The following is a 13,360-nucleotide window of genomic DNA, read 5'->3' as shown; positions in this document are numbered from 1 at the left end:
GTTCTTCCAGTWGCACCWGTGAATCCAGTTCTACCYGTAAATCCTGTTCTTCCRGTMGCACCTGTGAATCCAGTTCTACCTGTAAATCCTGTTCTTCCRGTAGCACCTGTGAATCCAGTTCTACCTGTAAATCCTGTTCTTCCRGTWGCACCYGTGAATCCRGTTCTACCYGTAAATCCTGTTCTTCCRGTMGCACCTGTGAATCCWGTWCKWCCYGTAAATCCTGTTCTTCCRGTMGCACCTGTGAATCCTGTWCGACCAGTAAATCCTGTTCTTCCKGTRGCACCTGTGAATCCRGTTCTACCCGTAAATCCTGTTCTTCCRGTAGCACCTGTGAATCCAGTTCTACCYGTAAATCCTGTTCTTCCRGTAGCACCCGTGAATCCAGTTCTACCAGTAGGTCCTGTTGGTCCAGTAGGTCCTGGTAATCCAATAGATCCTATTATCGTAACAGTTCCGTCTTCTGCTGTGTACGTAAAAGTCCCATCACCATTATCGACTAAGGTAGAAATAGTTTCTGTTACACTGCCTCCACCATTAGATAGTGTTATCGTATTACCGGTTTGACTTAAAATTTGAATTTCGTTAGTAGGATCTGGATCTGGATCATTTATTAGAGAAGTAAGATCCACAGACCCTCCGTCTTCTAATGTAAGAATATTGGTAACTGGATCAAAACTTAGGACTTGATTATCATTTCCACTACATAAGCTTGTCCAACTATTATTATTATACTGAAAGATACAATTGTCATCTGTATTGTAGATCAATGCTCCATTCAATGGAGTCATTGCATTCATTTGAGCAGTGTTGATTCTTGTTAAAACAAAAGCTTTATCTACGCTCTCTAACTCCAATATAGATGATGTATCTATTTGATTAGGGTTATCTCCAACTTTTACCTGAGAATATACTTGGGCTAATGATGAAAATATACATATAAAAATAAGTAATTTTATCTTCATAGGCTGTAGGAAGTTTCTTTTTAAAAGAGGTTTTACCTTCTTTTGGTTGGGGTTATCGCGTAATTTAACTTTTTTATTATCAGTGTCTTATCTTTGCTAAAATAGATAAGTTGCTAATATATTAATATTTTCTTAACTACAAAAATACACTTTTTATTCGATAAAAAGCATTTTTTTTCGATAAAATGCTTTTTTTATGCAAATTTAATTTTTTACAAGTACTTGTTAATCAATAGTAATAGTGTGTTTTTTAGCTTCTTAAAGATGGGGAATTATTTTAAATGTTAAAAATATTTATTTTTAGTTTTTATTTTTAAAGAATTCTAATACATTTGTCGCGTAAAAGCGGGAGTAGCTCAGTTGGTAGAGCGTCAGCCTTCCAAGCTGAATGTCGCCGGTTCGAACCCGGTCTCCCGCTCAAAAACCTGTCTTTTAGATAGGTTTTTTGTTTTTATATAATTTATCTTTTTATTTGAATTCATGTATTTTGCTAAATAAGTATTGTTTTATTAGTTAGATAAAGGCTTTTTAAATTCGTTTAATACTAACAGAAGTTAAGAAAAAAAAGATCACATAGTATTTTATATTTGTTTAGTTTAGAAAAACTGTTAATGGTTCTAACACCATTTTGATGAAAAAAAATAGCATTAATATTAGTTTTTGGTTAAAGTTTCTAGGGTTCTTTTTATTAGCTTTTTTAATTTATAGAGTTGGTTGGGAAGAAACTTTATTATCGATAAAGAAAGTTTCAATTATTCATATTATAGTTGGGTTAATAATTCTATGGCTTGCTTTTTTTATAAAGAGTATTAGATGGAGAATTATTTCTAGTTCTTATGGAATAAAATTCGGAACCTTTAAAGCTGTTAAAGTATTTTTTATAGGGCTTTTTTTAGGGAATATTACTCCAGGAAAACTTGGTGACTTTGGGAGGTTGTTATACATTAAGGATGACTTGCCTAGTCAAAAAATAGGATGGTCGAGCCTAATAATGGATAGGTTGTTTGATTTGTTATGCTTATCCTTTTTTAGTTTTTTAGCTCTTATTTATTATCAGTTCGTTTTTCATATTTTAAAGTTACCGAAGGAATATGGATTGATTATTCTTTGGTTAATATTAGGTGTTATATTTTTCTTTATAATTTTTAGATATAGAGGGAAATTTAAGAGCAAAATAAAACCTTGGTGGAACGCGTTCAATTCACATGATTTAGGGGTGATAAAGAGTTTTTTAAGCATAGCTCTTACTGTATTTAGCATGATTTTGATCTACGGAGTCTTTAATTTTATTGCCTGGGCAATGGAAATTGATATAGATAATGTTGGTTTGTTTTTAGGGACTTTTATATTAGGTATTTTAAGTTTACTCCCAATCACTGTCTTAGGTATAGGAGTTCGTGAGACTTCTCTTGTTCTTATTTTTCAATTATATCAACTTCCAGCAGAAGATGCTATTGCTTTATCTCTGATAATTTTTTTACTTCAAATACTGTCATTCATGCCTGGAGCAATATGGTTTTATCTATCTCCAATTGAATTAAAAGAACTAAAATTTTCGAAAGACAATTAGATTACTTAGAAAGTCTTTCATTATCTTGAATATCCATCCACATTGCAAAGAGTAGTGATTGAAAACCAGATATGGTTAAGAATATAAATATTATTAAATAATCTGTTGGAGTCTTGGTGTCTGGATCTAAAAAATTAGATACTAATTGATAAAAGAAATAACTGTTGATAATGGCTATAATGAATGATATCCAATACAATAAATATAATGGATGAAAACTTCTATATAGATATTTTGTTTGTAAGCGTTTAAAAAAACATCTAATTAATAAGAACAGTATAGGGAGTGAAACTTTTATTATATTCAATTTTGATTTTTCTCCTACTCCATAGATCGGTTTAATTTTTACTTCTCTTATTGTACAAAACGCAATATTTAATTTTACTAATAAGTCATTAGGCATCCCATATCGTTTATAAATATCGTATAGAGGAACAGAGTTAAGTGCATTATTTGATATTGCAGTATATCCACTTTGAGTATCTGATACTCCCCAATATCCTGAAGCAATTTTCGTTAAAATGCTTAGGATAGAATTTCCTAGAAATCGTACTCTAGGTATGATTACCCAAGCGCTTTTGTGAATTAATCTATTCCCTTTTACATAATCGATATCTTCTTCAACCACAGGCTTGCAAATCGATTCTAATTCATCAGGATCCATTTGTCCATCTCCAGCCATTACGGCTGTACAATCAATATTATGATCCTTGCACCATTTATAACCAGTAGCAATTGCCGCTCCAACACCTCCATTGGTTAAATGTTTGATTACTATAATTTTTTCATTGTCAGGATTTGTATTGACGATTTCACTGGGAGTGAATTTTTTGATTTCATCGATGCTTTTCTGTCTAACTTCAATATCAGCTCTATTATAAATATTTGCAGTAATTTCTTTTTTTAAATTGGAAGTTAGTTTAAGTTTAGTTGTGTTTTCTGTTAAATGCTTCATTACAGTGCCAACTGTATCATCCTTTGAAGCATCATCTACGACTATAATCCTATCCACAAATGAAGGCATACTATTGAGTACCATCATAATTTGTTGAGATTCATTATAACAAGGTACTACTACGGCAATTGTTTTGTTATTCAGCATTTTGTTATTCTTTAATATTATTTGTGGCCCACCTTAAGTTATTCTTAGCTAATTGAAAATCAGGTTTGATCTCTAATGCTTTTCTGCAAGCTTCAGCTCCTAACTTCCATTGTTTAAGTTGATTGTATGAAGCACAGAGATTGTTGTAAGCATCTGCATTATTAGGGTCAAGTTTTAAAATCTCTTTACAAGTCTGTATGGCTTTTTGATATTCTCTGGCATCGTAATAAGCTAGACTTAATTTTATAAAATCCTCTATTGAATTTGTATTATTAACATTGTTCAAGAGACTTTTTATTTGTTGTTGATAATTATCCGCTTTACCTGAAATTTGAGCCAATAACTCTTTAGAACTTGTATGATTAGGACTTTTTTGTATGGCAAGCTTTAGATATTTTTCTGCTTCACTATATCTTTTTTTGTCCACTAAAAAAATTGCATAACAATATTCGGGATCAGGGGATGAAGAATTAAGATTCAAAGCTTTTTTAAAATGTTCTATAGCTTTTGCTTCATTGTTTATGCCATTGTAGAGTATGCCAAGATTAATATGAAGTACATAATAATTTGGTAAAATAGCTAGTGCTTTATTGAAGTATAAGAGTGCATTTTCATAATCTCCTTTAGCCATATGGGTAAGGCCATAATTCATTAAACCTCGACCGTTTTTAGGGCTTTTTATCGTTACATCTAACCATAGAGACTCTGCAGAAGACCATACCTTTGTTCTGTTGATTGTTCCAATTCCGTGACCAATAAAAAGTAAGATCGATACAGAGATTATCGAAATTTTATGTTTTTGTAAAAGATTATACTTTTGCAATAAGATATAGATTCCATAAGGAATGGTAATAAAAAGACCTATATAAGGGAAAAAAGTTCTATGATCATTTGCAATTTGAAATAATGGATTCAATGCAGTTGGAAGTAAAGCAATAAAAAACCAAGCTATTCCAAAAGCAATGGGTCTTAGTTTCTTGCTAAATGACGTTTTAAGCATCAATGTCAGCATTCCGAGAATTACTAATAGTCCAAATATATTTTTGAAATGATACCATGGTCTTATAATAGCAATATCTGGATCTGCACTTAGGTTGATAGGTAATAAAAAATTAGATAAATAATGAACTGTTACGTACCATTGGGTACTAAAATACTCAAATCTTGATACATCATAATTTGTAGAATGTGTCGATGTAGGTGTAAGAAAATATTGGTTGAAAATAAAAAGTGAAACAGCTATGATACCTGTTGGCGCAATCTTTTTGATTACTCTAATTAATTTCGCAATTGTATCTTTTTTAAAATTGGTTATTAATGATTCTTCTTCAAATAATATTACATACGCGGTTAGAATTGGAAAGAACATTACTCCAGTTTGTTTAGTCCATATCCCAAGTACCATTGTAATTAGATATAAGAACCATTTTCTTCCTAAAGGGTGTATGTATAATAAGAGCGAAGCAACTATACAAAGGGTTGAAAAAGAATCAGAACGAGCACAGATATAGTTTATAGTTTCTGCATTTGCTGTATGCAAGGCGAACCAGGTTGTGCTAAAAAGAGCAATAATATTTAGATACTTTTTGTCTTTCCAAGAAATTGAATATATGTGTTTAGATAATTTTTGAATTAGGATAATAAGGGCAATAAACCAAAAGAAAATATGATAATGAAAAAACTTAGAATCCAATCTGCCGGCCATAGAATAATCAATAGCATTCATAAGGGTTACTAATGGACGATAGGCTCTATTAGCTGGTAAGGAGCTGAATGTGTCCGCATTGGTGAAAAAATCAGTCCAGTTTTGTAAACTCCGGATAGATTCGTTTTCAGATATTGTATGCTTATCATCGAAAAAAAAAGGATTGTCAAAATGACCAATATATACCAAAGTGGTTATGACTACGATTAGTGTTAAGATAAAAATCTCAAATTTTCTTGAAGCAAAATTTTTAAGCATATAAATTTTGAGGTTTTTTAATACTAAATAACAAGCAAGTTTTACCCAGATCTTGTTTGCTTTTAAAAGTGAGTAATGCGAATATAATTTAAATTTTAAATATAATAGTTTTAACTTGTTTTAAGAGATGTTCCGAATAAATAATTTTAAGATAAGACATCTAATAATTTCATTTTTGAAATAAAAGAAAAATGAATTATTCTATATTTGGGAATCTTAAAAATAATTTTTAAGTACAATTAAAAAGGCTAAATGAATAAGGAGTATTTTGTACACGAAACCGCAGTGATTGATGCTGATTGCCAAATAGGAGAGGCTACCAAAATATGGCATTTTTCTCATATCATGTCTGGTTCTACCATCGGAAATAATTGTAACATTGGTCAGAATGTTGTGATCTCACCGGAAGTAATAGTCGGGAATTATGTAAAAATTCAAAATAATGTTTCTTTATATACTGGAGTAACCTGTGATGATTACGTTTTTCTGGGTCCATCTTGTGTGTTTACTAATGTGATTAATCCTAGAAGTGCTGTTAATCGAAGAGGGAAATATTCAAAGACTCATGTTGGAGAAGGGGCTACAATTGGAGCTAATGCAACTATTGTATGTGGAAATGATATAGGAAGATACGCATTTATTGGAGCAGGATCTGTTATTACTAAAGCAGTAAAGCCATATGCCTTAATGGTAGGAAATCCAGCGCGACAGGTTGGATGGATGAGTGAATATGGAAGTAGGTTAGAATTTGATATGAATAATAAAGCTATTTGTTCAGAGAGTAATGAAGAATATGAATTAATAGACGAAACCGTTTTTAAAATATAGTTTATGAACAATAAGAATTTTGCAATTATGGGTGTCGGAGGTTATATCGCGCCAAGACATCTTAAAGCTATAAAGGATACAGATAATAATTTAATAGCTGCACTGGATAGATTTGATAGTGTAGGTATTATTGATAGTTATTTTCCTGATTCTCATTTTTTTGTAGAATTTGAACGTTTCGATAGGCATATTGAGAAGCTAAAAAGAAGAAAAAATATTCAGTTGGATTATGTAAGTATTTGTACACCGAATTATTTGCATGATTCTCATATTCGAATGGCTTTGAGAAGAGGTGCGAGTGCAATATGTGAGAAACCATTAGTTTTAAATCCATGGAATATTGATACGCTGGTCGAGATTGAAAATGAATCCGAAGGGAATGTGAATACTATTTTACAGTTAAGATTGCACCCTAGTATTATTGCTTTAAAAGAGAAAGTTGCAAATGGTCCTAAAGACAAAATATATGACTTTGATTTAACGTATCTAACCTCCAGAGGTAATTGGTATCATTCATCTTGGAAAGGAGATGTTTCTAAGTCAGGAGGAATAGCAACTAATATAGGTGTTCACTTTTATGATATGTTATCTTGGGTTTTTGGAGAAGTTAAAGGTAATAAAGTTCATTTGTTAACAGATGATAGTGCGTCTGGTTTTTTAGAATTTGAGAAGGCGAGAGTTCGATGGTTTTTGTCGATTAATTATGATAATATCCCTGAACATATCAAAGCAGAAGGTAAACGTACGTATAGATCTATCACCTTAGATAATGAAGAAATTGAGTTTAGTTCTGGATTTACTGAGTTGCATACAAGAAGTTATGAAAGTATACTAAAAGGTGAAGGATTTGGCTTATTAGAAGCAAAACCTTCTATACAAATAGTTCATGATATTAGAAATGCTGAAATTTCCCCATTAAAAGAGGATTATCATCCGTTTATGAAGAGATTTTCTTGATACATTTTCAAATAATTAATTAGCTTCTATTTTATTAATTGTAATTTTTCTTTGGGTCTTTTATCCTAATTTTTATACTTTCATGAGTGTAAAATTGGTTGGTTTTATTCTATTTTATAAAAAACAATTACATAAAGAGAAACAATTTTTCTTCCTAATAAAGAATGACTTCAAAAAAGATAGCTATATCACAATCAAATTATATACCTTGGAAAGGATATTTCGATATGATTAATATGGCAGATATTTTTGTTATCTATGATGAGGTTCAGTATACTAAAAATGACTGGAGAAATCGAAATATTTTAAAAACGAAAAATGGTTCAGACTGGATAACTATTTCAGTTAAACAAAATAAATTAGGCCAGACAATAGATGAAACTGAAGTTTCTTTTTCAAAATGGAATGTTAAACACTGGAAAACTATACAGGCGATATATGGAAAATCACCTTTTTTTAAAGATTATAAAGAAAGATTTGAAGAATTATATCTAGGAATAAAGACTCCTCTTTTAAGTGAAATTAATCGCAGATTTATTTCAGAAATCTGTGATATATTAGATATTAAAACATCAATAATTGATAGTAGAGAGCTTTCGCTTAAAGGGAATGCTAATGAAAGGTTAGTAGATGCTTGCGAGAAGTTAAGTGCAACCACATATCTATCAGGACCAGCGGCAAAAGCCTATATAAATGAATCTATTTTTGAGAAAAATTCTATATTAATCGAATGGATAGATTATTCGGGATACAAGGAATATAAACAAATGTGGAATCCATTTGAACATAGAGTCAGTGTTTTAGATCTTATATTTAATACAGGAGATCAAGCTAAGACATTTCTTAAAACCTTTAATTCATGAAGTTATCAGTAGTTACAACTTTATATAGATCAGAGCGATTTGTAAAAGAATTTTATGAAAGGGTTAGTGTTGTTGTTAAGGAAATTACAGATGATTATGAATTGATTTTTGTTAATGATGGATCTCCAGATAATTCTAATTTGAAAGTTTTACAAGCGAGAGAATTAGATGATCATGTTAAACTTATTGAACTTTCTAGGAATTTTGGTCATCATAAAGCGGTGATGACTGGTTTGCGATACGCTTCTGGAGATTTGATTTATCTACTTGATATTGATTTAGAAGAACCACCAGAGCTCTTAAGAGTATTTCATGATAACATGGTTGATAAAAAAGTAGATGTTGTTTATGGAGTTCAAGAAAAGAGGAAAGGCAAATATTTTGAAAAAATAACTGGTAAGTTTTTTTATACCATGTTTAATTTAATGTCTGAGATACCCATTGAAGAAAATATTCTAATGGCAAGATTAATGAATAAAGAATATGTAGAATCTTTGAAAAAATATAATGAAAAAGAATTGTTTTTGGGAGGTGTCTTTGCAATGGTAGGATACAACCAAATTTCAATTCCGGTTGCTAAAGGATCAAGACCAGATACAACATATACTTTTAAAAAGAAGATGAGCTTATTGGTGAATGCAATTACAGCTACTTCAAATCGATTATTAATTTATGTTTTTTATTTAGGATTAATAGTTAGCGTCGCTTCTTTTGCAGGTCTTGTATATTTTACTATAAGAGCTATTTTTTATGATGATTATTTAGAAGGATGGCCCTCATTGATTGTTTCAATATGGTTTTTAAGCGGTTTAATTATTATCAGCATAGGAATATTGGGGATATATTTATCTAAAATATTCAATGAAGTCAAACAGAGGCCTTTAACGGTGATTTCAAAAATCTATGATTAATCTATGCGTTGAGTTTTATAATATTTGATTCGTGATGTGATAGATTTATTGAAGCTTTAAAATATAGGTATGAGTGAAATTTTAGGTATCATTGGGGCTGGTGATTTGGGACAGCAAATTGCAAACTTCGCTCTAAAGGACAATCACTTTAAAGAGGTTGTTTTTTTTGATGATTATACAGATAAAGATGTCATTAAAGGATGTAAAGTGTTAGGTAAACTTGACGATGTGTTGAATAGTTTTTCTGAAAAGAAAATAACGCATTTAATGATAGGTATTGGTTACAAGCATATGGATGTGAGAGCTGAGATATATGATCGATATAAAAGTATAATACCATTCGCTACCATCGTACATTCTTCTTGTTGGATTGATCCATCTTCAAAAATTGGAGAAGGAGTAATTATATATCCAAATTCAACTATAGATGCCAATGTAGTGATCGAAAATAATGTACTTTTAAATATTGGTTGCGCTATTGCTCATGATACAGTTATAAAATCTCATTGTTTTTTGTCACCTAGTGTAGCATTAGCTGGTTTTGTAGTGATTAATGAACGATCTATATTGGGTATTAATTGCACAATTATAGATAATGTAACGGTTACATCCAAAACACAAATTGGAGCAGGAGCGGTGGTTGTTAAAGATGTAGTTCAAAGTGGAATATATATTGGAGTTCCAGCAAAGATTTTACGTAAGAAATAGTATAAACAAATCATTGTATCAATAGATGATAAAACGAATACAATATTTTTTTTCAAAAAAAATTTCCTCAAAAGGATTAGCTATATTTAGAATAGTTTATAGTTTCATATTCCTATTAGAAGTAATAAAAATATTTAATTATCGACAGTTGTATTATGATAATCTACCATATCTAAATCCTCATTTTCCCGATGTTAGTTTGATATTCATTTTTTGGATGGTCGTTATTGTATTTTTAATTCTTGGTTTTTATACAAGGATAATGACCATAATTAATTATGTTCTTACTCTTTTTCTGATTTCAAGCGCAGTTGCTTACGAATATCATATGTTTTATGTGTATTCTGGTATGAACTTTTTTCTTGTTTTTTTGCCTATTTCAACGACAATCTCAATTGATTCGATTCGAAAAAAACTAAGTTATTTAAAACAAGGTTTCATATATGTAGCACCCAAAGTATCTAAATTAAATTATCTAGTGCCGGTTTTTGTTGGCTTAGGATTGGTGTATTTTGATTCAGTGATTTTTTATAAAATGCAATCTCCTATGTGGCTTAGAGGGCTAGGTTTATGGTTGCCTTCTTCATTGCCTCAAATTACAATCTCTGAAAATCAATGGTTTTTAAACCAAGAATTTTTGGTAAGATCATTATCTTATCTAACCCTTTACTTTGAGTTTGTATTTATTTTTATGTTTTGGAACAAACTGTTTAGAATACCACTTCTTATAATAGGGGTGGGTCTTCATTTAGGGATTCTTATAGAGTACCCTATTCCATATTTTGGTTTAGGCTGTAGTGCAGTTTATATTTTAATGGTACCTGTAAGTCTTTGGTCTAAATTATGGGATAAGATTTTTAAAAATAAAAAAAATCTTACAATATATTATAACCATTTAGATTTATCACATCAAAAATTTAGGGTGATGATTGAGGCATTAGATATATTTAAAAAAGTTGAATTTAAAATAGCAACAACTCAAGACAGTAATAATATTTCTGATAAAAAGGAGATTGCGAGTGAGATTTATGGAATTGATAAGAATGAAAATAAGTATACAGAAAAGTTATTACTTAATAAAATAGTTCAAGTTTCTCCAATATGTTATTTGCTTGTTGTTTTTGATAAGTTATCAATACACGAACTCTCAATGCTAAGTGATTCAAAAGTGAGTTCAGAATTTAAAAATAGCTTTTCTTATATTGAGAAAGGTGGTGCTAATGATGAACTTCATTATAAAATGAGAAATGTAATATTAACTTCATTCTTTTTCTTTTCTTGTATAGCTCAAACACAAGTTCATTACAGTTTTTTTGAGGCTAGAGAAACAACTAGAAACGTGAATCATTTTTTGGTTAAGCATTTTGGGATTTGTCAACATCCTGTTTTTATGGATGCTCATTTTAGAGGGTATAATACGATATACACTTTAAAATATAAAGGAGAGTTTTTGCCAATAGTCGATGAAAGAGGAATGCCAGATACATATTTGTCTGGAGGTACTTGGGTTAATTGGATGTGGAGGGTTAATAGGCCAACGCAAAATAGGTATTCTTTAAGAAAAGGGTTTGAGGATTATACTTCTTTTTGGATGCATAATAATGGATTAAATATCTATGAAGGGCAGGAATTTGAAATTGTAAGAAAAAAAATAAACGTGGTTTTTGAGTGGCAGAAGGATCTATTGAAAAATAATATTAATTCTCCTTGGGAAAAGGCAGGAACATTAAAATGGAGCGGAAGAAAGACTGAAATATCTTGGGATTCATCTAATTAGAAAATTAGTTGGTGAATTTTACCTATGACCATAAATGATATATATATTCTAAGGAGTCTACTTTATATCCATTTTTGMTGTAAAATTTGTAAGCTGTAAGGTTATCAAATTGAGATATAATTTTAATTTGGTTTTGATTATTTTGTAAAGTAACTTCTTCTATTTTTTGTAATAAAGCTGTTCCTATCCCCATTTCCCTATGTCTTTCTGAGGTTGCTATTAAACCTATTTGATGAAATCCATCTTTCTTTTTWAAAGTTACAAAACCAATAATTTCATCATTTTTTTCATAAACAAAAACATAATCGGCTAATTTGCCATTTAGACTATTTTGGATCCATAGCGTATATAATTCTTCAAATCGATGAGATAACTTAGGGTCTAATTTAAATCTTGAGTATAAACCACTGGCGATTGCTAGATCTACTAATTCTTTCGTTAAGCCTCCTTTATACTCTTTTACAGCTGGAGTTAAGTTTTTATGATCATTAGATATCGTTTTAACAAATGTTACCTTTTTGTCATAACAGGGTATTTTAGTTGTTAAAAGTTCGTTTTCAGAATGAACATATATCAAATCAAAAGACGTATTGCTTAAGGACAGTTTTTCATCTTTGTTTATTAAACTTCCAACTTCAATTCCAAAAAAATCAGAATCCCAATCTAATCTCATTATTTTTTGATTCTTTTTCATAAATTAAGCTTTTCCGAAATGATAAAAGTTGGTCTTTCCTTTACTTTGTCAAAAGTCTTACCTAGGTAAGTTCCTATTATTCCTAATATAAAAATAATTAAACCTGATAAAAACCAAATAGAGATAATTATACTAGCAAACCCAAGAACAAGGATTTCATTATTTAGATATTTATAAATATATACAAGTCCAGCAATAAAAGAAAGTACAGCAATACTTATTCCTAAACGAATTGTTAGTCTTAGTGGTTTGTCCGAAAAAGAAATAATGTTGTCAATAGCTAACGTAATGAGTTTTTTCCATGAATAAGAAGATTCACCTTCTGCTCTAGAGCTGTGTTCTACATTTACTTTCGTACTATTATATCCTACCCATTGAACCATAGTTGGAAAAAACCTAACATGATCTTTCATAGAAAGAATAGAGGCAACCACTTTCTGATGATATATACCAAAATTAGCAATGGTTGGGTCTTGTTTGCTATTTGTTAAGTAACCGAAAATTTTGTAAAATATTTTTGAAGATATTTTTTTAAAGAAGCCATCTTGTCTTAATTCTCTTTTGGCGTATACAATATCATAACCTTCGATAGCTTTATTATATAATTTTGGTATTTCTTCAGGTTGATCCTGTAGATCACAATCCATTACGATTACCCATTCTCCAACGGCATTATTTAGTCCGGCGGTTATTKCATAATGTTGGCCAAAATTTCGACTTAGCTTAATTCCTTTTACATTTTTATTTTTAGTACATACAGTTTCTATAACTTCCCAGGAGTTATCTGGACAACCGTCTTCAACAAGGATGATTTCATAAGTATCAAAGACTTCTGATAATACGCTCTCTAATCTTTCTACAAGTTCATGAATAAGATTTTGAGCTTTATAAACCGGACTTACTATTGATATTTTCAAATGTTTTTTTATGTTAAGGTAACTATTTTTTTAAATTATTAAATTAATCAACTTATTTTTATTTGATTTATGAAAAAGACTTAAATACTTCTGAAAAATAATTAA

The 13,360-nt window shown here is 30.2% G+C and carries 12 protein-coding genes and 1 tRNA gene; 8 read left to right on the top strand and 5 right to left on the bottom strand.

The genetic code is table 11. The features are described 5' to 3' along the window. Positions 1-965 (bottom strand): collagen-like protein (locus tag GBO31_RS16775; protein ID WP_219009517.1); only part of this gene is annotated, 965 nt, incomplete at its 3' end. A gap of 345 nt (positions 966-1,310) precedes the next feature. Between GBO31_RS16775 and GBO31_RS16770 the strand changes: the two genes are divergently transcribed. Further along, positions 1,311-1,383: transfer RNA gene (locus GBO31_RS16770), tRNA-Gly, on the top strand. 213 nt (positions 1,384-1,596) lie between these two features. Beyond that, positions 1,597-2,535 (top strand): lysylphosphatidylglycerol synthase transmembrane domain-containing protein, encoded by a 939-nt coding sequence (locus GBO31_RS16765; protein ID WP_219009516.1) that lies wholly within the window; start codon positions 1,597-1,599, stop codon positions 2,533-2,535. A 1-nt stretch (position 2,536) separates the two neighbouring features. Here the strand turns inward: GBO31_RS16765 and GBO31_RS16760 are convergent, their stop codons facing one another. Both GBO31_RS16760 and GBO31_RS16755 read right to left on the bottom strand, forming a co-directional pair. Further along, a complete protein-coding gene (locus GBO31_RS16760) occupies positions 2,537-3,637 on the bottom strand; it encodes a glycosyltransferase family 2 protein (RefSeq protein WP_219009515.1) in 1,101 nt (366 codons plus the stop codon). Positions 3,638-3,641: 4 nt separating this feature from the next. Continuing rightward, positions 3,642-5,600 carry a tetratricopeptide repeat protein gene (locus GBO31_RS16755; RefSeq protein WP_219009514.1) on the bottom strand — a complete coding sequence of 653 codons (1,959 nt, stop codon included), beginning with the start codon at positions 5,598-5,600 and terminating at the stop codon, positions 3,642-3,644. 252 nt (positions 5,601-5,852) lie between these two features. Between GBO31_RS16755 and GBO31_RS16750 the strand changes: the two genes are divergently transcribed. The 6 genes from GBO31_RS16750 (at position 5,853) to GBO31_RS16725 (ending at position 11,644) form a co-directional block, all read left to right on the top strand. Then, complete coding sequence (locus GBO31_RS16750) at positions 5,853-6,428, top strand: acyltransferase (RefSeq protein ID WP_219009513.1); 576 nt, start codon at positions 5,853-5,855, stop codon at positions 6,426-6,428. Positions 6,429-6,431: 3 nt separating this feature from the next. Beyond that, entirely contained in the window at positions 6,432-7,385 is a 954-nt protein-coding gene (locus GBO31_RS16745) for a Gfo/Idh/MocA family protein (RefSeq protein WP_219009512.1), read from the top strand. A 164-nt stretch (positions 7,386-7,549) separates the two neighbouring features. Then, the gene (locus GBO31_RS16740) at positions 7,550-8,248 is read left to right on the top strand and encodes a WbqC family protein (RefSeq protein WP_219009511.1); all 699 of its coding nucleotides are present in this window, start codon (positions 7,550-7,552) and stop codon (positions 8,246-8,248) included. Beyond that, positions 8,245-9,159, top strand: coding sequence for a glycosyltransferase family 2 protein (locus tag GBO31_RS16735; RefSeq protein WP_219009510.1), 915 nt, complete (start codon positions 8,245-8,247; stop codon positions 9,157-9,159). Before GBO31_RS16740 ends, GBO31_RS16735 begins: the two co-directional genes overlap by 4 nt. Before the next feature lie 69 nt (positions 9,160-9,228). Beyond that, complete coding sequence (locus GBO31_RS16730) at positions 9,229-9,867, top strand: acetyltransferase (RefSeq protein ID WP_219009509.1); 639 nt, start codon at positions 9,229-9,231, stop codon at positions 9,865-9,867. Between the two features lie 262 nt (positions 9,868-10,129). Further along, positions 10,130-11,644 (top strand): hypothetical protein, encoded by a 1,515-nt coding sequence (locus GBO31_RS16725; RefSeq protein WP_219009508.1) that lies wholly within the window; start codon positions 10,130-10,132, stop codon positions 11,642-11,644. Between the two features lie 22 nt (positions 11,645-11,666). Here the strand turns inward: GBO31_RS16725 and GBO31_RS16720 are convergent, their stop codons facing one another. Both GBO31_RS16720 and GBO31_RS16715 read right to left on the bottom strand, forming a co-directional pair. Next, a complete protein-coding gene (locus GBO31_RS16720; protein WP_219009507.1) occupies positions 11,667-12,338 on the bottom strand; it encodes a GNAT family N-acetyltransferase in 672 nt (223 codons plus the stop codon). Next, positions 12,335-13,255, bottom strand: coding sequence for a glycosyltransferase family 2 protein (locus GBO31_RS16715; protein WP_219009506.1), 921 nt, complete (start codon positions 13,253-13,255; stop codon positions 12,335-12,337). The genes GBO31_RS16720 and GBO31_RS16715 overlap by 4 nt, the downstream gene beginning before the upstream one ends. Positions 13,256-13,360: the final 105 nt, after the last annotated feature.

Origin of the sequence: Aquimarina litoralis (assembly GCF_019295435.1) — a bacterium.
Classification (GTDB): Bacteria; Bacteroidota; Bacteroidia; order Flavobacteriales; family Flavobacteriaceae; genus Aquimarina; species Aquimarina litoralis_A.
This window is presented reverse-complemented; position numbering and strand designations above follow the sequence as displayed.